25 protein-coding genes and 1 tRNA gene are annotated in these 25,834 nt (G+C 32.1%); 5 read left to right on the top strand and 21 right to left on the bottom strand.

Features of this window, described 5'->3' with window-relative positions; translation table 11 throughout:
* Positions 1–166 precede the first annotated feature (166 nt).
* Both miaB and nth read left to right on the top strand, forming a co-directional pair.
* On the top strand, positions 167–1,519 hold the full coding sequence (gene miaB, locus QM536_02055; protein ID MDI9355793.1) for a tRNA (N6-isopentenyl adenosine(37)-C2)-methylthiotransferase MiaB: 1,353 nt from the start codon (positions 167–169) through the stop codon (positions 1,517–1,519).
* A gap of 84 nt (positions 1,520–1,603) precedes the next feature.
* A complete protein-coding gene (gene nth, locus QM536_02050; GenBank protein ID MDI9355792.1) occupies positions 1,604–2,257 on the top strand; it encodes an endonuclease III in 654 nt (217 codons plus the stop codon).
* A 35-nt stretch (positions 2,258–2,292) separates the two neighbouring features.
* Here nth and QM536_02045 read toward each other — a convergent pair whose 3' ends face one another.
* The 4 genes from QM536_02045 to QM536_02030 are packed head-to-tail and all read right to left on the bottom strand — an operon-like array spanning position 2,293 to position 7,026.
* Positions 2,293–4,521: a T9SS type A sorting domain-containing protein gene (locus QM536_02045; GenBank protein ID MDI9355791.1), complete on the bottom strand. Its 2,229-nt coding sequence runs from the start codon at positions 4,519–4,521 to the stop codon at positions 2,293–2,295.
* A gap of 4 nt (positions 4,522–4,525) precedes the next feature.
* Entirely contained in the window at positions 4,526–5,257 is a 732-nt protein-coding gene (locus tag QM536_02040) for a response regulator transcription factor (protein MDI9355790.1), read from the bottom strand.
* Between the two features lie 30 nt (positions 5,258–5,287).
* Positions 5,288–5,992: a lipoyl(octanoyl) transferase LipB gene (gene lipB / locus QM536_02035; GenBank protein ID MDI9355789.1), complete on the bottom strand. Its 705-nt coding sequence runs from the start codon at positions 5,990–5,992 to the stop codon at positions 5,288–5,290.
* Positions 5,993–6,045: 53 nt separating this feature from the next.
* Entirely contained in the window at positions 6,046–7,026 is a 981-nt protein-coding gene (locus QM536_02030) for a hypothetical protein (GenBank protein MDI9355788.1), read from the bottom strand.
* Between the two features lie 1,014 nt (positions 7,027–8,040).
* Between QM536_02030 and QM536_02025 the strand changes: the two genes are divergently transcribed.
* On the top strand, positions 8,041–9,519 hold the full coding sequence (locus tag QM536_02025; protein ID MDI9355787.1) for a Na+/H+ antiporter NhaC family protein: 1,479 nt from the start codon (positions 8,041–8,043) through the stop codon (positions 9,517–9,519).
* Positions 9,520–9,828: 309 nt separating this feature from the next.
* On the opposite strand, the gene QM536_02020 is transcribed toward QM536_02025, so the two are convergent.
* The 17 genes from QM536_02020 to QM536_01940 all read right to left on the bottom strand — a co-directional run bounded on the left by QM536_02020 (position 9,829) and on the right by QM536_01940 (position 23,493).
* Positions 9,829–9,975 (bottom strand): hypothetical protein, encoded by a 147-nt coding sequence (locus QM536_02020; protein MDI9355786.1) that lies wholly within the window; start codon positions 9,973–9,975, stop codon positions 9,829–9,831.
* 421 nt (positions 9,976–10,396) lie between these two features.
* On the bottom strand, positions 10,397–11,077 hold the full coding sequence (locus QM536_02015) for a hypothetical protein (protein MDI9355785.1): 681 nt from the start codon (positions 11,075–11,077) through the stop codon (positions 10,397–10,399).
* 67 nt (positions 11,078–11,144) lie between these two features.
* Positions 11,145–12,545, bottom strand: coding sequence for a class II fumarate hydratase (fumC, locus tag QM536_02010; protein ID MDI9355784.1), 1,401 nt, complete (start codon positions 12,543–12,545; stop codon positions 11,145–11,147).
* A gap of 167 nt (positions 12,546–12,712) precedes the next feature.
* Complete coding sequence (gene sdaAB / locus QM536_02005) at positions 12,713–13,387, bottom strand: L-serine ammonia-lyase, iron-sulfur-dependent subunit beta (protein MDI9355783.1); 675 nt, start codon at positions 13,385–13,387, stop codon at positions 12,713–12,715.
* Between the two features lie 19 nt (positions 13,388–13,406).
* Positions 13,407–13,479, bottom strand: a tRNA-Thr gene (locus tag QM536_02000).
* Between the two features lie 538 nt (positions 13,480–14,017).
* Positions 14,018–15,043, bottom strand: coding sequence for a DNA polymerase III subunit delta (holA, locus tag QM536_01995; GenBank protein MDI9355782.1), 1,026 nt, complete (start codon positions 15,041–15,043; stop codon positions 14,018–14,020).
* Positions 15,044–15,058: 15 nt separating this feature from the next.
* On the bottom strand, positions 15,059–15,616 hold the full coding sequence (gene rfbC, locus QM536_01990) for a dTDP-4-dehydrorhamnose 3,5-epimerase (GenBank protein MDI9355781.1): 558 nt from the start codon (positions 15,614–15,616) through the stop codon (positions 15,059–15,061).
* Complete coding sequence (gene rfbA, locus QM536_01985) at positions 15,613–16,473, bottom strand: glucose-1-phosphate thymidylyltransferase RfbA (protein ID MDI9355780.1); 861 nt, start codon at positions 16,471–16,473, stop codon at positions 15,613–15,615. Before rfbA ends, rfbC begins: the two co-directional genes overlap by 4 nt.
* A 199-nt stretch (positions 16,474–16,672) precedes the next feature.
* On the bottom strand, positions 16,673–17,440 hold the full coding sequence (locus tag QM536_01980; GenBank protein MDI9355779.1) for a hypothetical protein: 768 nt from the start codon (positions 17,438–17,440) through the stop codon (positions 16,673–16,675).
* Between the two features lie 86 nt (positions 17,441–17,526).
* Positions 17,527–17,940 carry an OsmC family protein gene (locus tag QM536_01975; GenBank protein ID MDI9355778.1) on the bottom strand — a complete coding sequence of 138 codons (414 nt, stop codon included), beginning with the start codon at positions 17,938–17,940 and terminating at the stop codon, positions 17,527–17,529.
* A gap of 14 nt (positions 17,941–17,954) precedes the next feature.
* The gene (locus QM536_01970; protein MDI9355777.1) at positions 17,955–18,722 is read right to left on the bottom strand and encodes an SDR family NAD(P)-dependent oxidoreductase; all 768 of its coding nucleotides are present in this window, start codon (positions 18,720–18,722) and stop codon (positions 17,955–17,957) included.
* Between the two features lie 60 nt (positions 18,723–18,782).
* Positions 18,783–19,397 (bottom strand): NADH:ubiquinone reductase (Na(+)-transporting) subunit E, encoded by a 615-nt coding sequence (gene nqrE, locus QM536_01965; GenBank protein MDI9355776.1) that lies wholly within the window; start codon positions 19,395–19,397, stop codon positions 18,783–18,785.
* Positions 19,398–19,403: 6 nt separating this feature from the next.
* Positions 19,404–20,075: an NADH:ubiquinone reductase (Na(+)-transporting) subunit D gene (locus QM536_01960; protein ID MDI9355775.1), complete on the bottom strand. Its 672-nt coding sequence runs from the start codon at positions 20,073–20,075 to the stop codon at positions 19,404–19,406.
* Between the two features lie 2 nt (positions 20,076–20,077).
* A complete protein-coding gene (gene nqrC, locus QM536_01955) occupies positions 20,078–20,785 on the bottom strand; it encodes an NADH:ubiquinone reductase (Na(+)-transporting) subunit C (GenBank protein MDI9355774.1) in 708 nt (235 codons plus the stop codon).
* Positions 20,772–21,968 (bottom strand): NADH:ubiquinone reductase (Na(+)-transporting) subunit B, encoded by a 1,197-nt coding sequence (locus QM536_01950; protein ID MDI9355773.1) that lies wholly within the window; start codon positions 21,966–21,968, stop codon positions 20,772–20,774. Before QM536_01950 ends, nqrC begins: the two co-directional genes overlap by 14 nt.
* 126 nt (positions 21,969–22,094) lie before the next feature.
* Positions 22,095–22,775, bottom strand: coding sequence for a hypothetical protein (locus QM536_01945; protein MDI9355772.1), 681 nt, complete (start codon positions 22,773–22,775; stop codon positions 22,095–22,097).
* A gap of 16 nt (positions 22,776–22,791) precedes the next feature.
* Positions 22,792–23,493, bottom strand: a complete 702-nt coding sequence (locus QM536_01940; protein ID MDI9355771.1) for a TrkA family potassium uptake protein — start codon at positions 23,491–23,493, stop codon at positions 22,792–22,794.
* Between the two features lie 213 nt (positions 23,494–23,706).
* Between QM536_01940 and QM536_01935 the strand changes: the two genes are divergently transcribed.
* Entirely contained in the window at positions 23,707–24,255 is a 549-nt protein-coding gene (locus QM536_01935; protein ID MDI9355770.1) for a hypothetical protein, read from the top strand.
* A gap of 21 nt (positions 24,256–24,276) precedes the next feature.
* Positions 24,277–25,608: a saccharopine dehydrogenase C-terminal domain-containing protein gene (locus QM536_01930; GenBank protein ID MDI9355769.1), complete on the top strand. Its 1,332-nt coding sequence runs from the start codon at positions 24,277–24,279 to the stop codon at positions 25,606–25,608.
* Positions 25,609–25,834: the final 226 nt, after the last annotated feature.

Genomic DNA, 25,834 nt, shown 5'->3' with positions numbered 1-25,834 from the left:
TTGATATCTTTTCCCTGAAGATTAATATCTTTTGCCTTACTATGCACTTATTTTTATTATATTTTTGCATAAAGTGGGATAATTATTGTATTTTGGGAATGTTTTTTATATTGCGGAAAAAGACAATCAATACCATTACCAATATTATTTTCTTATGTATGTAAAAATGAACAAAAAACTGTATATAGAAAGCTACGGGTGCCAAATGAATTTCTCTGATAGTGAAATAGTGGTTTCCTTATTGACAAAAGAAGGGTATGAACCTGTTTCGGATTTTCAAAATGCTGATCTTATTCTGTTGAATACTTGCTCTATTAGAGAGAAAGCCGAGCAAACTGTGAGAAATAGGTTGCTTCATTTCCATCCACTTAAAAGACGTAACCCTGAGCTTCTCATTGGAATGCTTGGTTGTATGGCAGAAAGATTAAAAACGAAACTTTTGGAAGAAGAAAAGATTGTAGATATTGTGGTGGGACCCGATGCGTATAGAACATTGCCTTCTCTGATAAAAGAAGCGAGTGAAGGGAATAAAAGTATAAATACATTATTGTCCCGCGAGGAGACGTATTCTGATATAGAACCTGTTCGTTTGGGGTCAAATGGAGTGACGGCGTTTATTTCTATTATGCGTGGCTGTGATAATATGTGTTCGTTCTGTGTTGTTCCTTTTACTCGTGGGCGAGAAAGAAGTAGAGACCCCGATTCTATTATTCAAGAAGCGAAAAAGCTTTTTATAAACGGATATAGAGAGGTGACCCTTTTGGGTCAAAATGTGGATTCTTATAAATGGGAACCAGAGATCACCGACATGCAAACAAATGATGGATCTGCTCAGGTGAATTTTACACATCTTTTAGAAATGGTAGCACAAATACATCCATTGCTCCGAGTAAGATTTTCTACATCTCATCCAAAAGACATAACAAACGAGGTGCTCCATACTATGAGGAGATATGAAAATATTTGCAAACACATACATCTACCCGTGCAGAGCGGAAGTTCTCGCATCTTAAACCTTATGAATAGAACTTATAATAGGGAGTGGTATTTGGAAAGAATAGCATCTATTAAGCATATTTTAGGGGATGCATGTGGTATCTCTTCCGATATGATAACAGGTTTTTGCTCGGAGACAGAAGCAGAGCATGGAGAAACCCTTTCCCTTATGGACATAGTGAAATACGATTTTTCATATATGTTTTATTATTCTGAAAGACCTAATACTTTAGCTGCAAGAAAATATGCTGATGATATTCCTTTGGATATAAAAAAAAGAAGATTGCAAGAGATAATTCAGAAGCAGAATGAAATTTCTTTAGAACAAAATAAAAAAGAAATAGGGAAGACAGAAAAAGTATTGGTAGAAGGTACTTCTAAAAAATCTGAGGAGTATTTACAAGGAAGAACTTCTGCAAATAAGGTTGTTGTTTTTCCTAAAAAACAATTTATAAAAGGTGAATATGTAGATGTTCTTATAAAAAGTTGTACTACCGCTACTTTACTCGGAGAATCTGTTTAAATATATTTTTTATTTTGTCTCATATGAGTCATCACAAGGTTACACAGAATACAATAGCGTCTCAAAAAAAATAAATAACCAACCATGTTGAATGAACAAGAGCGATGCTCCTTATTTTGTGAGTATTTTAAGGATGTTATGCCAAATGCGACTACAGAATTGAGGTATACTAATGGTTTTGAACTGCTCATAGCCGTAGTGCTCAGTGCCCAATGCACTGATAAGCGTATAAATCAGGTAGTTCCTGCGTTATTTCGTGCTTATCCGTCTGCGAAATCGTTATCTATGGCTTCGTATGATGATATTTTTCCGTATATAAGGAGTGTTTCGTATCCTCATAACAAGACAAAGCACATACGAGATTTGAGTAAAATATTAGTAGAAAAGTTTCAAGGGGAAATACCGAGGACAAGAGAGCTTTTAGAGATGTTGCCGGGGGTGGGAAGGAAAACTGCCAATGTTATTTTGTCTGTCTTATTTGATGAGCCGACCATGGCAGTGGATACTCATATACTTCGGTTGTCTCATAGAATAGGTCTGGTTTCTTCGAATGCTCGCAATCCCTTACAGATAGAAAAAGAATTGGTAAACAATATTCCTGTGGAGCATCTTGCTCAAGCACATCATTGGCTTATTTTACATGGTAGATATACTTGCATTGCTCGAAAACCTAAATGTAATGAATGTGGTATAAAAGATATTTGTCTGTATTATTCACAATTACAAAATGGAAAATAATCGTTATTTATTGTTTCGTTTTTGTATTAAAATATTCATTCTATAACAGCAATTTTGCCAACGAGTACGGTACTCTCATCTTGTGAGGATACGAATACAAAATATACCCCTGGTTTTACGGTATTATTCTGTATATCTTTTCTATTCCAAGAAACATTACCTCCTATGGATATAGTTTCATATATCAAACGCCCGGTATTATCTGTAATTTTGATGGTAGCAGATTCTGTGAGGTTTGATATGCTTACTACTCCTTCGAAATGAGGAGGAACGGGATTAGGAAATATTTTTACACTGGAAAGTATTTTTTGGGGACTTATAGCATCGGATCGGTATGACGCAAGACGACCATCGCAAAGAAAAAATACTTCTCCTGTGTTATTATTTATTTCTATTTGAGATACATTATTTGATAGAAGAGGAGAATTGGTGGTTTGAAAATGTAAAAATTGCTCTCTATTGTTTTCATCTATAAGGTATACACCGTTTTCTGTGCCTATCCATTTTTTATTGCCTGCGTCTATTGCTATGGAATATGTAGAAAATTGATCTATTTCTATTGTATTGTTCCATGAAGCAGGTGTAAAAGAAATAGGTGTATTTTCAAATACACTCTCTATATCCGAAGCGGCGAGAAGTTTTTGGGAGGCGACTATGTATATTTTGTTTTTGTATCTGTTAGTATTGTTTTCATCTAATGCTATGTCTTGTATGCCGTATTTTGGCAATTCTATATGAGTGTTATTTTTAAATGTACGAGATCTTTGGTTTTCTATATCTATAGCTATAATTCGAGATGTGTTTATTCCCCATATATATCCGTTTTTAGAGAGCAACATTTTTTCAGAGTGTATGTTATCATTTGGTAAAAAATTGAGAACACTCCACTGTTTTTTTGTATCTCGTTTTATATAGATATTGTTTTCATACGTAGATATTATCCAATTGCCGTAAGAATCTACAATAGCAGAGGTTATAGCTAGGTGTGTATTGGGATTTTTGATATTTTCGGGTATGACAATGGGATATACTTGAGCATTTTTGATTTCGTATATCCCTTTTTGAAATGAAAAAATCCATCTTTCCCCTGTGACTTGATTTTCGGTCACTTGTATAATATTTTTTGGTAATGTAGTGAGAGTAGAATCATAATATGTCCATTTTCCATTTTCAAAAATGGAGAATTTCCCATGTGTATTGGTAGGTTGGATATCGTCATTGTAAGCACCGTTTACAGAAAATAATGTTCCTGTTTCAGAAATATGAAATTTCCATATATTTGGTAAGATAGTTCTTTGAGATACAAAAGCGTTTGTATTGTTTTCTGTTATTGCAGTTAATCCATTTGAGGGGGAGGAAAAAAAAATCTTTCGATTGACCTCTACAATATCTTTTATAGTATCTTCTTGTATAGTATTTACGGATAATTCATTTTGTTTGTTGATGGTATAATAAGTATTGTATGCTCCCGCAAATAAAAGGTTTTCGGTTGTTTTGAGAAATTGTATGGTGTTAGGAAAACGAGGTTCTTTTTTCCAATTTATTCCATTTTGATAGAAAAAAACTCCTATGGTATCACCTGCCACATATATTTTATTATCAAAAATAGTGAGAGAATGGAATTTTTTTTTCATAGCAGGGTTTCGTTTCCATACCCTGTAATCTAAAGGATTGGAGCCATCTTTGAGAGAGGCAGATATGAGTCCTTCGTTAGTAATAAGGTAGAGAGTATCTGAGTGGACAGTTCCTGCCAGTACGGGTATTTTTTCTCCTTTTTCTCCCAGTTCTTTATAAGTGTTTTTTAATCCATGGGTTTTTCTATCTATTTCTACCATTCCAAAATCTGTTGCAAAATAGAGAGACGTTTCGTTTGTAAAAATACTATTTATTTTTTTTGAAGGTTCGGTTTGGTAATCAAAAATAGCCCTAAAATTCTCAATATTTTGTTGAGTATAAAAAAAATCTACGTTTCCGCTTTCATACCCTATAATAAGAACATTATCCAAAACGTTGATAGATGTTATATAAGAGTCTGATAGTCCATTTTTTTTTGTGATATTGTTTGTTTTTTGAGAAAGCACGTCATACAGAATGATACCGTGGTATGCATTACTTATTATTTGATTATGGGAGTATTCTATATGGATAGATTGATTAAAGTCGTAATGTGTTTGCCATTCTCCTATTGCGGAGGTTTGTGATTGTCCCAATGCGGTGTACAAAAAAAGGAATGTTGGTATAAAAACAAAAAAAAATAATTGCATAGTATTATTTTATAACTAATTTATGTCCAATACTGTGATTATTTATGATGGCTACATTAGGATCGTGTTTGAGGTATTTTCTAATTTTTGTTATAAAGACATCCAAACTTCTTGATGATTGGTGGTTGTCGTTCCGCCATATTCTTGCAAGCATATCTTTTCTATCTATGTTTCTATTTATGTTTTGGCATAAAAATTTTAGTATGAGGTTTTCTTTGTTGGTAAGTTGTATTTTTTCTTTTGTTTTCGTGTACAGAAGTATCTGTAATTGGGTATCAAGAATATATTCCCCTACTGGAAAATTTATTAAATCATCATCGTTTTCCTTGAATATTCTTCCCGAAATGGTACATCGTCTTAAAACCGCTCTTACTCTTGCAGATACCTCCTCTATAGAGTATGGTTTTATTATATAGTCGTCAGCCCCTAATTCTAGTCCTTTGATTATGTCGTCTTTTGTATCTTTAGGGCTTAATAAAATAAAAGGAGTTGTTTTTTGCTCTTTTGACTTGTGTATTTTTTGTATGAGTGTATCCAAATCCGTTCCTTCCAAAGGGATCCCTACTAAAATAATATCGAAATGGTTGTTTTTTAGTATTGAGGGAATCTGCAATCCCACAGAGAGTTCTATTGTAACGTTCATATTTTTCTCTTGAAAAAAATGGGATAAACTACCCCCTAATTCTTTATCTTGTTCTATTATCAATATATTGATTTTTTTTACTTCTACGTTCATTGGTTGAAGAAATTATTTGTATATTGTTTATTATTCGGTTTGAAAAAAAAACATAATGTTTTTTTCTAATCTTTGTTGCACTTCCATTATATTGAGTTCATATCCCAGTTCTTGTTTCATAGAGGTTACTTCTCTATGAGTAATACCGCAAGGGATTATGTGTTGAAAATACTCGAGATGAGTATTTACATTTAGGGCAAGCCCATGCATCGTTACCCATCTGCTGAGTTTTACTCCCATAGCACATATTTTTTTACTGTTGAGAGGGTTTTCTGGTTCTGTCCAAACACCTGTAAATTTGTCCATTCTTCCCGAAGTAATGTTAAATTCTTTCAGTGTTTTAATAACCGACTCTTCCAAAGTTCTCATATATTTATGAATGTCTGTAAAAAAATTATCTAAATCTAAAATGGGATATACTACTATTTGTCCTTCACCGTGAAAGGTAATATCTCCTCCTCTATTTGTTTTATAAAAACTTATATTTTTTTCTTGTAAAGCACTTTCAGGTATTTTTAAATGTTCTATCTTTCCGCTGGTGCCTAATGTATATACATTGGGATGTGAGCAGAATAGTAAATAATTAGGAGTCCGTTCTTTTTGATTTTCATCCATGTCTCTATTTTTTATTTTTTGCTCGGTTATTTCTTTCAGTTTTTTCTCTTGAAAATCCCAAGCTTCTTTGTAATCAATACATCCTAAATCGATTACTTGTATTTTTTTATTGCGTTGCATTATGATGCGATATTTTGTAATACGGTACTTCTTAAAACAATATACTAAAATTATTATTGTATATAGGTTTCCAAAAAAGAAAACCCCCATGTGGTTTCTAAGGTTATTTTTTTTATACAAGCGGGTAGAAGTATCACGTCTCCTGTTTTAAAATAAAGTTCCCCTCCATCCCAAATAAGATTTCCATCACCACTCATACATACATATATCACAAAACTATCTAAATAATGATAATCTCTATCTATATTTTGGTCACTGTGAATTTTATTCACCGTAAAATAAGAGCTTTTCAAAAGATGGATAGGTTCATTTCGTTTATTTTGGTAGAGGGTTTTATAGGTTGGATATGTTTGGTAATCCATCGCCTCTAATGCTTCTTCTAAATGCAGTTCTCTTTTATTCCCATGTTCATCTGTTCTATCAAAATCATAAATTCTGTATGTATAATCAGAGGATTGTTGTATTTCTATAAGAAAACAACCCGCACCAATATAGTGTATTCTCCCGGCGGGTAAATAAAATACGTCACCCTCTTGTACGGGTTCTGTATTTAAGACGCTCATTATTTTTCCCCTCTCAAAGTAATCTAAAAACTTTTCCTTATCCATCGTTCTATTAAAGCCCGTAACTATTTTAGCATCGGTATCCGCCTGCATTATATACCACATTTCTGATTTTCCTGATCCATTGTGCCTCTTTTTAGCAAGTTCATCATTGGGATGCACCTGTAAAGAAAGGTCTTGCGTTGCATCTATAAATTTTATGAGGAGAGGGAACTCATCTCCATATTTTTTATATATTTTTTTCCCTAATAATTGCTCTTTATAGAGAATTATGATCGTTTTTAAATCTTTACCTTGGAGCTTACCTTCTAAAACCGTAGAAACATTCCCTTCTATTGCTGATATTTCCCAGCTTTCTCCGCAATGGAGCATAGATGGAACATCTTTTTTTAATATATTTTTTATTTTTTCTCCTCCCCATATCTTTTCTTTATATATGGGGTTAAATTTCAATGGGTATAAGCGATTCATATAAGATTATGTGTATGTAAAAGTAGTGTATATGCTTTTAGAGATTATTTTCTTGTTATCCTAACTCTTTTGGCAAATTTACTAATTTTTCCAATTTTCTATAGAATGTTGTACTTACTCCGTATCCATGTTGTTTTTTTGTATGAGTTTTGCAAATTTTCTCATAGTTTCATGCTTTCTTCTTTTGGTGAAATGTTTGTTTGATGGGCTATGGGGGTTTCATTCCTCTCTTTATGGAAATAAAAAAGAGAACAACCCATCAATACTTTGTGGTTTTTATAAAAGGGAGAGAAAGAACATATCTAAATACCAGGGAGAAAGGATATTATTGCAGTTTGTATACTATATGGTGTTTTTGGAAGTTCATCTATTCCTTCTAATTCTTCTATTTTATCCGCTTATTTGTATCTATTTTCTCAAATCATTTACTAATGCCTGTGATATAGAGCCATCTACTAAAAAATAGATGCTATCACAAACTAAATATATTAAAAAATTAACTAATAAAGATAGTACAAGACCGTTGCGGAACTAAATTAAAAAATCTACTCATTTCTATAAAAATGAATCATAGAATGACTCAATTATATAAAATAAATAAAATTTGCTTATTTTGGTAACTCATCTTACGCAAAAATATAATAAAATTTCATACCTTTACCTTTAAAAAATGTTACAATAATTTTTTTGAATATAATGTTTGCCTAAGATGGGTAATTTATGCAGAGACCTAATCTTATTGTTAAAAAGCATTAAAAAAACAACTTGTACAAAAAACACACATTAGTATCTAAAAATTCATTTTTTAGACGATCATACATAAAAATTATCAGATAAATAGTAATAATTTAGATAATTATTATAATAGACAACCTGTTTTTAGAAATATTCTCAAAACAAATAAAATGAACTTCAAGACCATAGTATTCGTAAAATAAAATATTCGTTTTTTTACGGTTTTAATTCGCAACAGTCTCGATTTTGTATCATCATTAAAAACACATAAAAAAAAATATGGAACATTATAGTTTTTGGTCGGTAGTTCCACCGATTGTAGCGATTATTTTAGCGATATGGACGAGGCAGGTCTTTGTGTCATTGTTTGTAGGAATCTTCTTAGGGTTTATTATTATTCACCAAGGAAATATCCTCCAAGGCACTCTAGATTCCATAGAAAAAATAGTAGACACTTTTAAAGATGCAGGTAATACACGCACAGTTATCTTTACTCTCTTGATAGGTGTTCTTATTGCTTATATCCAACGCTCCGGTGGTGTAAATGGATTTATCCTGTTTATAAATAAAAAATTAGATACCATCAAATCAAAAGATGAACACAAAAAATCTTTGTATGTTAGATTATTTGCTGTCTTAGTAGGGATGCTTATTTTTGTGGAGTCAAACATCTCTATTCTTACGGTAGGAACTTTATTCCGCCCCCTCTTCGATAAATTAAAAATATCCCGAGAAAAATTAGCATATATCTGCGATAGTACCTCAGCGCCTTCCTGTATCCTCATCCCATTTAATGCATGGGGGGCATTTATTATGAGTTTACTTATAGCACAAGGACTTACAAACCCCTTCGAAATACTCTATACATCCATAATCTATAATTTTTATCCCATAATAACTCTCTGTATGTTAGTTATTGTCGTGATAACAAATAAAGATATTCTTTCTATGAAAAAAGCAGAACGAAGAGTAAAAATAGAAGGAAAAATTATAGCAGACGGATCTACTCCATTGGTATCTGAAGAAATAACCATTATTACTCCACAAGAAAAAAAAACTCATAAAGCATATAATATGATAGTGCCTCTCTTCGTTATGGTAATCTCTATGCCACTATTTTTATTCTATACGGGAATGAAAAATGCCCCAGCTAATGCAGTTTCCTCTCTTTCTATTTTCGATATTATTTCTTATGGTTCAGGTTCCGCATCCGTTTTATATGCTGTTATCGTAGCAATTGGAATCTCCGTAATACTCTCTCTCTTTCAAAAAATAATGTCTTTCCAAGAGATGATAGACCTTTCTTTTAAAGGAATGGGAGGTATGATATCTATGGCATTATTGATGGTATTAGCATTCACCATAGGAAATGTATGTAAAGAATTAGGAACGGGAATCTATGTAGCGGAAATAACGAAAAGCTGGATTTCTCCTGCATTTTTACCTGCAATAATTTTTGGAGTAGGGAGTGTAATTGCCTTTGCTACAGGAACTTCTTGGGGAACTTTTGCCATTATGATACCTATAGCAGTCCCTTTAGCAAATTCCTTAGGCATAAATATACATATAGTGGTAGCGGCTGTTTTAGGTGGTGGGGTTTTTGGAGATCACTGCTCACCTATTTCAGATACAACTCTTATAAGCTCTATGGCATCTGCGTGTGATCATATAGACCACGTCAAAACACAGATGCCATACGCCCTTATATCTGCTCTTATTGCTTTTATTTTTTATGTTTTTGTAGGAATTGCAATGTAAACCGGTTGCACTGCCTTCAATCCGATACTTCTTTTTTCAAAATCCAGTTTTGTTTTTTTCTGTCAAAATTTAATTCGGTTTTTTTGTCAAAATCACGTTTAGAATAGAAGGTTATTCTCTATAATCGCATTCAACCAAAGTCCTCAATTATCTCTTTTAAATCGGAAAAGTTATATTCTTCAATTTTTCTGTTTTTGAAATAGAACGAAAAGGGATCACCATCCCAATCTAAATCTGTAAATGGTTCAGTTGTAATTTAAAAAAAATGAATACATCAACTCATACTGTCTTTGAATGTTTAGTTCCATTTTATCTCAAAATTTCGTTATTTACTACTGGGTTACTCATTTGGCTGAAAATGTCTTGAAAACCTGCCTCTTGTTTCTTTTGTTGAATAAATTCTAATCTATATTCGTCTTTTATCTTTCCATTGTTGTCTAATCTATCTACAATCATTTGATGATATTCAGAATATAGATCACAACTTATATAATTTCTTTTTATTTGCTTACACCGTACTAATTCAGACCACTACCGCAAAATAAAATAAAAACATCGTCTTCTTCCATTCTACAAGATTTAATAAGCATTTCTACTAAATCTAATGGGATTTGGCAAGTATGAAAAGTATTCTCTTTTGAAACGTTCTTAACTAAACCATAATAAAACCAAGAGTAAGGCATCCGTCCTAAATGTCCCTCCGCTATACGCTGTTTTATACGTTTATCCGTTGGATTTTGATAGGCTACTGCTACGTTATCTTTGTAAAAATTATTTTCTTTACTTTTAGTAGCATGTAGAATAGACCAGACCTATATGATATTTTTAGTTTTTCTAAATGAAAAAACCAACTATATTATGAGTGGTGTTTTATATATTATTCTGTAACACCCTCTATCACATTTTTAAGATCTACTCTCTGACCATCTTTATAAGGAACAATCCATGCTTTTTTTACGCCCATTTGTCTCAAATACTTTTTGAGTTTATCAGCATTTGAATAGGCATTTTTTAGTCCTCCGTATTCTTTTTCACCAAATATTCCTAATACATATTGTATAGATTCGTCTTTTTTATCAGAAAAAATAAATGGTTGATTTTGGATGATTTCTGTTATATCTTTAGATGCGTATGCACCTATTTGTACATAAAATACCATACCTGGTCTTTGTGTAATAGATCCGCCTCCCATAGGTCTATTTTCTAATTCTTGGTTTTTTGATTTGAGATCCGATTCTGATTTTTGCAATTGCTCTATCAAAGATTTCCATTCAGCTATTTGTGACTTGTAGGTTTCTAATTCTGCTTCTTTATCTGTCATTTGCTGTTGGTATACAGATTGCTCTTGCTTACATTTCTCTAATTCTGCTATGGATTCATCAGCGTTTTTTACTCTGTTAATAAGTTCTTTGTATTTTAATGGATCCATTTTATCTTTTTCTTTTTCCCATTTTTTTCTTTCTGCTTTTTCTGCTTGTTTATTTTTTTTGCTTTGAGCAAATATTTCAGAGGATGATAATGTGAAAAATAAAAGTACTACTATAAATATATTTCTCATGGTTTGTATTTTTTATGTTTATATTGGTTAAAAGTAATGAATTGATTATATATTAAATTTATTAATTTCAATGGATAGTTCCTACCATATTTTGGGGGATAACCCATGTATCAAATTCTTTATCGGTAAGGATGTTAAGTTCTATTGCTGCTTGTTTTAATGTTTTATTTTCTTTGTGTGCTTTTTTAGCTATTTTCGCTGCATTTTCATATCCTATATGTGGATTTAAAGCGGTTACCAGCATAAGAGAGCGATCTAATTTATTTTTTATTTCAGGAATATTTGGTTCTATTCCTATAGCACAATGTGCTTGAAAAGATACGCATGCGTCTGCAAGTAAATTTGCAGAATGTAAGAAATTAGCAATAATAAGAGGTTTAAATACATTGAGTTGGAAGTGTCCGTTCATTCCACCAATAGTAATTGCAGTATCGTTTCCTATTACTTGTGCACAGACCATTGTAAGTGCTTCGCTTTGTGTAGGGTTTACTTTCCCTGGCATTATGGAAGAACCTGGTTCGTTTTCGGGTATGAGAATTTCACCGATTCCACTTCTGGGTCCCGATGCTAAAAGTCGTATATCGTTCGCTATTTTTGTTAATGTTATAGCTGTTTGCTTTAAGGCACCTGAAGTTTCTACCAAAGCATCGTGGGTAGCGAGGGCTTCAAATTTATTTGGAGCGGTTATGAAAGGGATTCCTGTAAGTTCGGCTATTTTTTTTGCTACTAATTCGGCATAGTTTTTGGGAGCATTTAATCCTGTACCTACGGCTGTTCCCCCTAAAGCTAATTCCGAAAGATGGGGTAGCGTATTTTTTATGGACCTTATTGCAAAATCTAATTGGGCTACATAGCTTGAAAATTCTTGTCCTAAGGTAAGAGGAGTGGCATCCATGAGGTGGGTCCTTCCTACTTTTACAATGGTCATAAATTTTTTTGACTTTTCGTGGAAAGTTTCTCGGAGGTTTTCTAAAGCAGGAATAGTTTTTTCTTGCAGAGATTTGTAAGCAGCTATGTGCATAGCTGTCGGAAAAGTATCATTAGAAGATTGTGATTTATTTACATCATCATTGGGATGGATAATTTTTTTTTCATCGGTGAGTTTTCCTCCATTTATAACATGTGCTCGGTTTGCTATTACTTCATTGAGGTTCATGTTTGTTTGTGTTCCCGATCCTGTTTGCCATATAACTAATGGGAATTCATTGGTGAGTTTTCTTTCTATGATTTCATCGCATACACGAGAGATAAGGGTTGTTTTTTCTAAAGAAAGTATTCCTAAAGAATGATTGGTGTATGCTGCTGCTTTTTTTAAAATAGCAAATGCCTGTATTACTTCATCAGGCATAAGAGCAGAGGTGCCGCCAATTTTAAAATTATCTTTTGATCTTTGGGTTTGTGCACCCCAATATTTATCTTTTGGGACTTGTACATCACCCATCGTGTCTTTTTCTATTCTGTATTCCATATCAGATTTTGAGATTTAATAAGTAATTTGTAATGTTGCTAGTATATCTATTTTGCAATAAATATATACATATATTCCATATTATTACACTTATTTATTACAAATAATTATTTTTAAGATAAAATATTTCATTTTTAATAAAAAAAATGGAATGTATCTGTTGTACTTTAAATTGTTGGGAATAAAACAATTACTTTTTTAACCCAATGTAAACTTTTTATGTATTCTAAAGAGGTGGGACGCATAGGGGTATCTATTTCAATGATGATACAGGCAAGGTCGTTCTTACCTCTTCGAGATACGGTCATAGTTGCGATATTGCAATCATCGTGTGCTAGTATATCAGATATATAAGCGATACTTCCTCTTTTATCTTCTGCCTTGATAATAAGGGTAATAAGATTGGCAGAGAAATCTGCATTAAATCCGTCTATTTCTGTAATGCGTATCACTCCTCCTCCTCTACTTTCTCCTAAAACTTCCACATTTTCTTCTTCTCGGGTGAGATTTAATCTAATGGTATTCGGATGAAATGTGAGAGCATTTCCTATTGCTTTAAATGTGTATTTTAGACCTTTTTCTTCAGCAAGTTGATAGGAGTTTTTTATTCTCGCATCATCAGTGTGAAATCCCATAAGCCCTGCTATAATGGCTTTATCGCTCCCATGCCCTTCGTATGTATGTGCAAAAGAATTATAAAAGGTAATTTCGGCTTTTTGAGGAATACTTCCTAATACATTCATAGCCGCTATTCCTATCTTTACTACTCCTGCTGTATGAGAGCTGGAAGGTCCTATCATTATTGGTCCTATCATATCAAATATACTACTTTTTTCACTCATTGTTTTGTTTTTATAGAAGAGCCCTCTACAAGAATCGAACTTGCGACCTACGCTTTACGAAAGCGTTGCTCTACCATCTGAGCTAAGAAGGCATTATCCCAAATATATGTAAAGAGAGGTTCTGTTTTTATAATAAACGACTTATATAGTTCTGAAAAATTTATTATTATTTACCAAAAAATAGTACCTATTTAGCAAATTTAGATTCTGAATTTTTTTGTAAAAAATGAGCAATGAATGCTTTTATATCTCATGTATTTTCAGATGTTTCTATTTTTTAAATATTTATACAAATATACTAAATTATTATTTTGTTTATAACAATTTTTCATAAAATGTTAAATGGTTACGTACATTAATTACGTTTTAAAGAGAAAAATATATTTGCTTTCAAAAAACTTTTGTAAGTCCTCTAATCTTTCACAAAATAAATTGGATAATTAATAAAAAATTCCGGTGGAAAACATGAGTTATTTTACTATCTTGGAGTTATTTTATGAAAACAATATAATTTTAGAACAATTAAGTAATATTCCATATCATTCAAATGAGATGCCGTATTCTACAAATAAGAAAAAAAAATGGGGTTAAGATGCAAAGTTGTTTTGATGGGGTATACTAAAAAAATGACTAGTCGTTCATAAGTTTATACACGAGTTCTTTCATCATTTCTCTCTCATCCGCTGTGCCTCCTGATATCCCTTTCATTTTGATATCTGTTTTGTGCAAAACATCAATATTTTGTATTATTTTTTCAAAGGAATATCGGTTACATGCGGCTTTGTATTCGGCGAGAAAGTAAGGGGATATACCCATAATTTTAGCAAGTTCTTGGTCTCCATTCTTTCTATTGTAATGGCAGAGCATCATTTTGCAGAAAAAACTAAATAAGAGAGCAGTGAGCATAATGAGGGAGTGATTTTTTAGGTCGTCACTCAAATAATTAATAATTTGATTTGCTTTGAGGTGGTTTTTTTGTGCAATTGCTTTTTGCAGTTCAAACTCATTAAAGTCCTTATTGATGCCTACATATTCTTGTATATGGGTTTCATTTATTGGAATATTTGATGGGATATTGACTCTTATTTTAGCGAGTTCGTTATCTATTCTGGTGAGGTTTATGCCAATATTTTCTGCGAGTATGTGTGTAGCTTTGTCTGTAATTTTGAGGTTTTGTTCTTGGGCAATTTTACGAATCCATAGAGGGAGTTGGTCTTCGTATATTTTTTTTTCATCCAGTACTGTCATCTTTTTTTCTATCAGTTTTGTAATGTTCTTTCGTTTGTCTAGGGTTTTGTATTTATAACAAAAGACGAGTATTGTTTGAGTGTTGGGGTTATTTAGATATTTTTCAAAATAGCCATCTGCTTTTTCTGTTCCAAAGTCGGAGATTTCTTGTGCTTCTTTTATGAGGAGGAGTTTTTTTTCTCCCATCATGGGGAATGATTTAGCTCGTTCCAAGATTTCTATCATTTTTACTTCTTTTCCATACAGTATCGTTTGGTTTGTATACTTGTATTCTTCGGGGATTGCTATTTTTTCTATGAGGGAAGCGATAAAATCTATAAAATAAGGTTCTTCTGCTTGGAGCCAGTATAGGTTTTCGAACTTATTTTTTTTACAGTCCTGTATAATGGATTCATAGTTTTGGAGCATTTTTCTGTCTTATTTTTAGAAGTGAAATGGTGTTTCTAATTTTGCAAAAGTATGTAAACATTTATCTTTTTCAGAGACGATGCATTGGGATATTTGGGTTTCCCATTTAATTTGTAAATCGGTATCGTTGAAAAGAATCCCTGATTCATGGGTGGCAGAGTACAGATTATCTACTAAATAAAAAACTTCTGCTGTATCACTTACAACCAAAAACCCATGGGCAAATCCTTTTGGGATAAGCAATTGTTTTTTATTTGTTGCAGAAAGGATAATACTGAAGTATTTACCATAGGTGGAGGAACCTGCTCTTATATCAATGGCAATATCTTGTATTTCGCCATTCAATACTCGCACAAGTTTGGTTTGCTCCATAGGAGGAACTTGAAAATGTAAGCCACGGAGGACGTGTTTTTGAGAATACGATTGATTATGCTGCACGAATAAAAAATCTGACCCAGTGTGTTTTTTAAGAACATTTTGATGAAAACTTTCAAAAAAATATCCCCTCGAATCATGAAAAACTTTTGGTTCTATAATAAAAAGACCTGGAAATTCTGTTTCTTGGATTATCATTTTAAAATATTTATTAAATAATTACCGTATCCACTCTTAATCAATGGAATAGCTAATTTTTGAAGCTGTACGGAATCAATATATCCCATATTAAATGCCACTTCTTCTATGCATCCAATTTTAAGCCCTTGTCTTTCTTCTATCACTTGTACAAACTGACTTGCTTGCATAAGAGATTGAATGGTGCCTGTATCTAACCATGCGGTTCCTCTATCTAATATGGCAATAGATAGTTTTTTCATCTCTAAATATTTTTTGTTTACATCTGTTATTTCCATTTCACCTCTTGCGCTTGGTTTGAGGTTTTTGGCTATTTCTATCACAGAATTATCATAAAAATATAAACCAGGTACCGCAAAATTGGATTTGGGGTTTGTAGGTTTTTCTTCTATAGAGATTGCTTTTTTATTTTTATCAAACTCCACTACTCCGTATCTTTCAGGGTCTTCTACATGTTGCGCAAAGATAATTCCTCCATCGGGGTCATTTAGTCCCTGTAGCATTTTTGACATTCCTGATCCGTAAAATATATTATCTCCCAATATAAGAGCAACTTTTTCTTTTCCTATAAATGGCTCTCCAATAATAAATGCTTGTGCTAAACCTTCGGGGTTTGGTTGCACTGCATATTCAAAATGGCATCCTAATTTTTCTCCATTTCCTAATAATTTTTGAAACACTCCGATATCATATGGAGTAGAAATGATTAATATATCTCTTATACCTGCTAACATCAGTGTGCTAAGCGGATAATATATCATTGGCTTATCATACACGGGTATTATTTGTTTACTGATAGCAATAGTAATAGGATATAAACGGGTTCCCGAACCCCCTGATAGAATAATTCCTTTCATTATTTTTTTTATTATGAATATATAGATTAAATCTTCTCTTGCGAGGAAATTATTTACTGTTACTAAAAAATTGAACCCTCCGAAAATTCACTTTTGATACAGCTTGAAAACTCAATATTTCTGTAAAAGAGAATTTTCGAGATATATCAAAATTAAAATTTAAAGAAATACATACAATGCAATAGTAATATTTATTCAGTTATTTTTTTAATACTGTATCTAATTCTGAAATCATTGGTCTTACAAAGAGATTGCTATCGGGGTATGTATTTTTAAAAATAACATTTTCGAAGAGGACAGATCCTCTAGATTCTTGAATAGTGTCGTTACTCCATTTATAAAAAGTATAATTCCGAGGAACTTTTATGTTCTGTATCTCTTGCCATGTATCGTATACAAGGGCATTATATTGGGAAGATGCTTCTTGTGTAAAATAAGTAGCGGTATAGTTTATAAAATCTAATTGTCCATTTTCTTTTTGTATATAGAGAATGTATTCATCTTGAGGAGAGTCACCCACATTATGTTCGTATTTTATAGATACGGGAGTATAAAGAGTATTTTGGAATGTTTTTTCAGGTAAAGAAGTATACTTAATTCCTGGATCTGTGAGTATAAAAGGGAAGGAAAAGAAGTAAAAATGAAGGTTATGGTAAAACCTTGGGTGTGTTCCTCCATATATTTGCATATTTGGAGATACCCATACATTTTTTCCATCAAATCCAATACTATAAGAGCTGTCGTGTGTAGAGATGAATACTTTTCTGGTTTCTAAATCTATAATATGATGCTCTTTTTCTATATCAAATTCAACAGATTTAAAAGATTTCCAAGTAGAAACCCCACCGTAGTAATCTAAACATTTTTGTAATGAGGCTGGAATATTATTTTCCAAATTTTCTTTTTGGTTTTTTGTTGCGCAGCTCATAAGCATAATAGAGATAAAAATATAAATATATGTTTTCATAGTTGAATGAGTTGAAAAATTTTGTATTTGTAATAAAGTATTACTTGTTATTGAGCTATAGATGATGTTGGAAATGAAAGTATCTTTTAATACTTATCTACTACACTTATGGAATATTGTATTTCTATATCTGTATTAAGGCTTGCTATAACACTACAATATTTTTTAACAGCTAAATCCATTGTTTTTTGAGATTCTTCTTGTGTTGCATCGGTTGAGAAAAGAATATAATTGATAGATATGGATGTAAATTTTTGGGGATATTCTTCTCTCCTGTCACCTAATACGGTTGCTTGGAGGTCGTGTATGTTTTTTCTTTTTTTTTTCATCATAGTGACTATGTCTACTGCTGCACAAGAAACAGCTGCTGAAAGGAGTAGTTGCATGGGAGAAAAATGTTTTTTTTCTGCTTGCTCATACATATCTATACAAAGTATATTTCCACTTTCATTTTTTACTTCATATTCTTTTTCAGATATTGTTCTCAGTTCTATTTTCATGGTTTTGTTTTATGTTATTTACTGTTCATTCTTACAGCTCCGTCTAATCTTATGACACTTCCGTTGAGCATTTGATTTTCTATTATATATTTAACGGTGTCAGCGTATTCTTTGGGTTTTCCAAATCGAGAGGGAAAAGGTATCTGTTGTGTAAGAGAATCTCGGACATCTTGATTCATTTTTTCCATCAGGGGAGTATCAAAAATTCCGGGGGCGATGGACATAATCCTCATTTTATGTTTTGCTATTTCTCTTGCTATTGGTAGTGTCATAGAAATGACCCCACCTTTAGAAGCTGCGTAGGCACTCTGCCCTATTTGCCCTTCAAAGGCAGCTACTGAAGAGGTAGTGATGAGTACCCCTCTTTCTCCCGATTCTCCTATACTGTTTTCTTTCATATATTTGAGTGATGCGGTGAGAACATAAAAGGTGCCGCAAAGGTTAGTAGTAATAGTTCTGTTAAATGTGTTTATATCAGGAAAACCTTCTTTTTTTATAATTTTTTCAGCTGGAGCTAAGCCCGCACAGGTTATTGCACCGTGAATATTTCCAAAATATTCATATCCTTTTCTGATAGAAATTTCTACATTCTCAAAATTTGCAACATCTGTTTCCATAAAAAATACTGCATTTCCAAAGGTTTGTTTTGTTGTATATCCTCCTTGTGCGTCTTTATCTAAGATAATAACCTTTCCGCTATTTTCGATTATCATAGATACAACTGCTTTTCCTAAACCTGATACACCTCCACTTACTACAAACACTTTTTCTTTTATTTGCATATTTTGAGAATTTTTAATGTCGGATACCTTAAAAAATGGTTCGTTTATTGCTATAAACCATTAAATTGAAAAACCTAAGAAACTCAAAAAACCTAATGACATCAACCCGACTAAAATAAAAGTAATACCTAGTCCTTTTAAAGGTCCGGGAACGTTAGAATATTTCATTTTTTCTCGTACTCCTGCGAGAGCTACTATGGCAAGTAACCAACCTATACCAGAACCAATTCCAAATGTGGTTGCTTCTGCTAAATTATAGGGTCTCCCTACCATAAATAATGCTGCTCCCAATATAGCACAATTCACAGCGATAAGAGGTAAAAATATCCCCAAGGTATTATATAAAGAGGGAGAAAATTTTTCTACAGCCATTTCTGTAAGCTGCACAAATGCTGAAATAACAGAAATGAACACAATAAATTGTAAAAAATTGAGGTCTACTGATACAAATTCTGGGCTGATCCATGCTAAAGCACCAGGACTTAAAATATATGCTTGAATGAGCCAGTTGATAGGAACTGTTATTCCTAAAACAAAAATAACAGCGATTCCTAATCCAAAAGCAGTAGAAACTTTTTTAGAAATAGCTAAAAAAGAGCACATTCCTAAAAAATATGCAAAAATCATATTATCAATAAAAATTGACCGAATACCTATATTTATTATATTTTCCATAATTTTTTAATGTTTTTCTCTATAACCGTTGATATATCTTTGAATCCAAATAATAATACCTATTACAAAACATGCTCCCGCGGGAAGAAGGAGTAGTCCGTTTCCTTGGTAAGGAATTCCTAATGTTTGAAAAACCTTAAATCCAAAAAGAGAACCTGCTCCTAATAGCTCTCTACAAAATGCTACTGCGATGAGAATAATCCCATATCCTAAACCATTTCCTATTCCATCTAAAAAGGAAGGCCATGGTTTATTTGCCATTGCGTATGCTTCTAAACGTCCCATAACTATACAATTGGTAATTATCAATCCTACAAAAACAGATAATTGTTTGGAAACATCATACACGTATGCTTTTAAAACTTGGTCTACTAATATTACCCAAAGAGATACTATAGCGAGTTGCACTATTATACGTATTCGGGATGGAATAGTATTTCTAATGAGAGAGATAGCGAAATTAGAAGAAGCGGTAACAATAGTTAATCCTATGGACATCACTATTGCGGGTTTCATCTGTGTAGTAACAGCAAGGGATGAACAAATACCTAATATCTGTACTGTTACGGGGTTATCTAAATCTAATGGGTTGGTAATGAGTTTTTTGTTTTTTTTAGAAAATAAAGGTTCTGACTTGTTTTCTATTACTTTTGGTGAATCTAAAACTTCTGTGTTCATATTTAATTATGTATATTTTTTTTGAAATAATTTTGATAACATTGAAAATATTCTTTGAGCATGTTATTAACTCCTTTTGCGGTAAGAGTGGCGCCTGACATACCATCTACTTTGTGGGGGTCTTTTGAATAATCTTGGTTTTCTCCTTTTTGCATCATGACAGAAATGAGTTCATCGGCTTCAAATAAGGTTTTGTTTTTAAATCTGTTTTGAATTTCCTCACTTTCTATTCTTGCTCCTAATCCGGGAGTTTCTCCCGCATGCTGAAATTTTATCCCTTGAATGGTATTACAATCCGATTTGAGGGCTACATATCCCCAAATATTATTCCAAAGCCCATATCCATAAACGGGGACTACGATATACTCTAAAGTTCCTTCTGTATTTTTAAATTCATAAATGGGTAATAATCGTTCTGTATGTTTTTTTTTGTATTCTTTTTCTATTTTTATATCATTGATTCCCATATCAGTTCTTTTATTTCCGTTATAATCTATTATATAAGACTGAACTTTTGTAGAGTATAATTTTTCTATATCGTCACCTTCTTTCAGGTTCATAACACAAGAAAGTATATTGGATTTTTTTTCCATTTCTATATTTGCTTGTTGTTTTTCTTTGAGTGCTTCGGATGCAAAGGCAAGCAAGCCACCGCAGATAATGGTAAGTATGGCAGAGTATGCCAGTATATATATTCTAGACTGTTGCATGTTGTAATCTTCTTTTTTTATGAATACTAATAACAAAATAATCTATAAGTGGTGCAAATATGTTCATAAGAAGTATTGCCATCATAATTCCTTCGGGGTATGCGGGATTTAATACACGTATAAGAACGGTAAATAATCCTATGAAAAAACCATAAAAATATTTTCCTATTTCTGTTTGTGCCGCTGTAACAGGGTCAGTTGCCATAAAAACAGCACCGAATGCTAATCCTCCCATAACTAAATGATAATGAGCGGGTAATAGCATAAATTCGTTACTTCCTATACCATTGAAAATGAGTCCCATGCTATATGCACCCAAAAATACACTCGCTATAATTTTCCAACTTCCTACACCCGTTGCTATTAAAATAAAAGCACCTATAAGGCACATGAGAGTAGAAGTTTCCCCTATGGAACCTGGAATATCTCCTATAAATAGATTTTTAAGAGAATACAAGTTATATATCCATGTATTATCAAAGAGAGAGATTACAGGAAGAGATTGGTTATTTCCTACAGCGGTAGCAGCGATTGCAAGCGGAGTGGCTCCTGAATATCCTACTACTGTTTGCTGGTCTCCTAAGTAAGTCCATACTTCACCTGAAAGTTGTGATGGGTAGGCGAAATATAAAAATGCTCTTGCTACTAAAGCTACGTTCACTACGTTCATACCTGTTCCGCCAAATGCTTCTTTTGCAAGAACTACTGCAAAGATTGTAGCCAAAGCTACTTGCCATAAAGGGACTGTTGGAGGCATTACTAAGGGGATGAGTAATCCTGTTACTAAAAAACCCTCATTGATGGGATGTTTTCGTATAATGGCAAATACTACCTCTACGATTCCTCCTGCGGTATAAGATACTAAAATAATGGGGAGAACAATTTGTACTCCCAAGTAAAATTTTTCTATTTCTGAGAGGAAAAATCCTGTAGCTAAAGTATGTTGATGCCCTACATTCCACATTCCAAAAAATGTACATGGAAGCATTGCTATCACTACTGTCATCATAAGGCGTTTTAGATTTATAGCGTCTCTCACATGAGCTCCTTTTTTTCCAGTAACTGTTGCAGGAGAAAAAGTAAAACTCTCTATCGCTTCAAAAAGGTAATAATATTTTTCATATTTTCCTCCTTTTTCAAAATGCGGTTTAAACTTATGGAAAATGTTTTTTAATAGGTTCATTCAATTGATAGATAATAATTGTGTAATAAAATGTAGTTTTTAGTAATTTTATTATTTTAAAAATATTTTTAGTGTTTTTCCAAAAAACGATTGAAATTTATAAAATTCAAATGATTTTTTACAAAATTATTTTTTTTGTTGTAATTCTCGCAGAGATATTTGAGCTTGTTCAAATTGAGGTGTTATTTCTAAAGATTTTAAAAATATTTGCTTCGCTTCCTGAATTTTATTTTGTTCTGATGCAATAAGTCCTTTTATATAATGCAGAACCGAATGAAAATGGACTTCTTGAGTTGTTTTGTCTAACTTGGTAAATATCATTTTTTCTTCTTTAGTTTCTTTTTTTTGAAATAAAATATCTAAGGAAGTAGATGCTTCTACATATCTTTTTAATTGGTATTGTAAGAAAGCAATTTTATAAAGAGTAGAAAATGAGTTGTTTTTGAGATAGAGTGTTTCGTATTCTGCAAGTGCTTTGTCTTTTACTCCTAATTCTTCGTAGCTGATGGCTAGGAGTTCTCTCATAAGATTGTTATCTGTATTATACTTTAGTGCTTCTTGTGCAACTAAAAGAGATGAGGTATAATTTTGGTATTGGTAATAATAGAGGGCAAGAGTGTCTAATAACAATGAGTTTTTTTCTAATGTGATGATATTATAGAGAGCGGTTCTTGCCACTAACGGATCATTAAAGGCTTTTGCCATTTCAAATACTTGTCTTTGCTGTTGTACATAATCTTGTGCTTGTGCATATACAGAAGAAAGTATTGTTAAGATGATGGGGGCTATAAAAATTTGTTTTTTCATGTTATTTGTTTTATTATTATTCTGTAGTGCTTTCTAACATTTTTTTGATTTGTGATGTATTTCCGAATAAGAGTAAATGGGTATCCTTTTGGATTTTTTCATCTGCGGATAAAATATTTCTGATGTGTTTTCTTTCACCTGTAATATTTTCTTCAAAGGGATTATTGGATTCTTTATCGTATTCAATAATAGCTAATATATTAATACCATATTTTTTATGGATGGGTATTTCTTTGAGAGCCATTCCTTCGTATTTTTTGGGAACTATTACTTCTACTACGCTGTATTCGTCGGTTATTTCTATATTATTTATTATTCCAGTGAAATCAAGATTTCTTGCGAGTCGTTCTGCGGAATCTTGCTCGGGCATAATAAATTCTTTTACATCCATTGCTTCCATAACGGCTTTTTGAACGGGGCTTAATACTCTTACAATGATTCGTTTTGCTTTCATCTGCTTCGCTAATGCGGTAGTAAGAATGGATGCTCCTTCGTCTTCTCCAATAGTAACCATAACAATATCCGCATCATCTATCGGAAGTGTATTAATTGCTTGTTTATCGGTAGAATCTAAGCATACTGTGTGAGTTATATATTCTTTATGGAGTTCTACTTTATCCATTTTTTTATCTACTCCTACCACTTCGTGTCCCATTATGGTTAATGTTTTACAAAGGGTGCTTCCAAAATTTCCTAATCCGAAAATAATGCATCTCATACTCTATTCTCAAATAAATTATTATAATGTGATTTTATATTTTTTATAATTAGCAAGATATATAATTAAGATATATATTTTGATTTTTATTGGTTTTGATTTTTATTTTAATTATTTTTATATAATGTTGTAGATAAATTGTATAATATAATTATTTTTTTAATTTTTACCGTTCTATATATAGTATACTTTAACCAATTACCATTCATTTTTATGTTTTACCAAAAGAGAAAAGTAGTTTTTTTTATTTTTTATGTAGGGGTTTGTAATTGTGCATTTGCACAGGGAAAAGAAAGTGATTTTTCAAAAATACGAGAGAACTTTGAAAAAATAGTAGAAAATTGGGATACCCAATATTCAAAAGAATTATCAACAGTAGCAGGTGTAGGAAATTATTGTAATAATAAGAAATATCAAACAGAGTTAGAAAAAACGCTTATTTCTATTCATAAATACGATAGTATGCTTTTTTTTAAATTGGAAGAAAAATATAATGAATCTCTCGATAAAAAAATTGAAAAGATTCTTTTAGAAATAAAAAAAGTAGAAAAAGAATACAATTCTAAAAATTTTATCAGAACACTCAAAAAAGAATGCTCCAATAAAAGAGAAGTGGATAGAGACAAGAAAAATAATGACATTGGTGAGGCAAGCGGCGATGAGGAAGAAATTCTATTAGAGTTAGAACTCAAAAAATACATGAACCACATCACAAAATCTATAGATCATTTAAAAGCACACATGCACTATTTAGAATATTAAATCTCATTTATTTTTATTAATATGCAAAAAAAAATACTATTGCTAGGAGCAGGACGTTCTTCTTATTTTTTAATAGAATACCTGTTAAAAAATCAAGAGAAAGAAGGATGGAATGTTTGGATTGGGGACTTAAATACAGAGTGGATTCACACAGAATTTAAGGGAAAATACAAAACACAAAGCCTTATTTTTGATGTAAATAATGACGAACAAAGGGAACTTGAGATTTCAGATGCAAACCTGGTTATTTCTCTGCTTCCTGTAAAATTTCATATTTTGGTAGCAAAGACATGCGCCAATAAAGGAATCCCGCTTATAACCGCTTCGTATATGAGTGCTGAAATAAAAAGTTTAGAACCCATTGTGAAGGCAAATAATTCTTGTATAATAATGGAATTGGGATTGGATCCTGGTTTAGACCATATATCTGCTATGAGTATTATTGATAGAATCAAGAACGATGGAGGCACTATTCACAGTTTTGAATCATTTACAGGGGGTTTACTTGCCGAAAAGAACAATCCTTGGGATTATAAATTCACTTGGAATCCCCGAAATGTAGTCCTTGCAGGGCAAGGAACTTCTGTTTTCCAAAAAAATGATAAGAAAAAATACATTCCTTACAATCGCCTGTTTGAAAGAACAGAAATAATAAATATACCTGAACACGGCACCTTTGAAGGGTATGCTAATAGAGATTCTCTCGCATATCTTTCCGAATATAATATAATGGAAGCAAAAACTATTTACAGAGGAACTCTTCGAAGATATGGTTTTTGTAAAGCATGGAATATTTTCGTCCAATTAGGACTAACCGATGATTCTTATATATTAGAAGACATTGAAAACATAACACATGGGCAGTTTTTAGATATGTTTATCCCATCTGGTTTTTACAAAAGAGCGCCCAGTTTACGCCATTATATGCCTAAATATGTAGGAAAAACAGAGTTATATAAACTAAAATGGATAGGTATTTTTGATGATGAAATAATAGGACTGAAAAGAGGAAGCCCCGCACAGATATTAGAGCATATATTGATGAAAAAATGGACCATGTTGCCAAATGAAAAAGATATGATAGTTATGATTCATAAATTCCAGTTCAAAGATGCCTCACAAAAGATGCAAAAAATCAATTCTCATCTCGTAATAAAAGGAGAAAATGCTCTCAAAACCGCTATGTCCAAAACAGTAGGTCTCCCACTTGCCTATACAGCAAAATTAATCCTTTCAGGTACTATTAATATAACAGGTGTATTCATTCCCACTATAAAAGAAATATACGCTCCCCTCATGAAAGAACTCGAAAATGAGGATATACATTTTATAGAAAATACTTATCCTGGATAAATAAGAAGTATACTCATTCCATTAAAAAAATAGAAATTAATTTGAAAAATAATAAAAATTACAATACAATAATATTTTATTAAAAAATGAAACCGTTATTGAAAATAGTTATATCGGAAAAAGATTTAAAATTTTTAAAAGATGAGTTCTAAAAATTGATGCCTTCAAAAAAAGTGTTGGTTAGTATTGGTTTTTAAGGGATACCGTTTTAGGACTTGCATTTTTA

This window comes from Chitinophagaceae bacterium, from assembly GCA_030053935.1.
In the GTDB taxonomy this organism is placed as follows: Bacteria; Bacteroidota; Bacteroidia; order Cytophagales; family JASGCU01; genus JASGCU01.
Note: the sequence above shows the minus strand (reverse complement) of the source record. Positions and strands in the feature narration are given on the sequence as shown.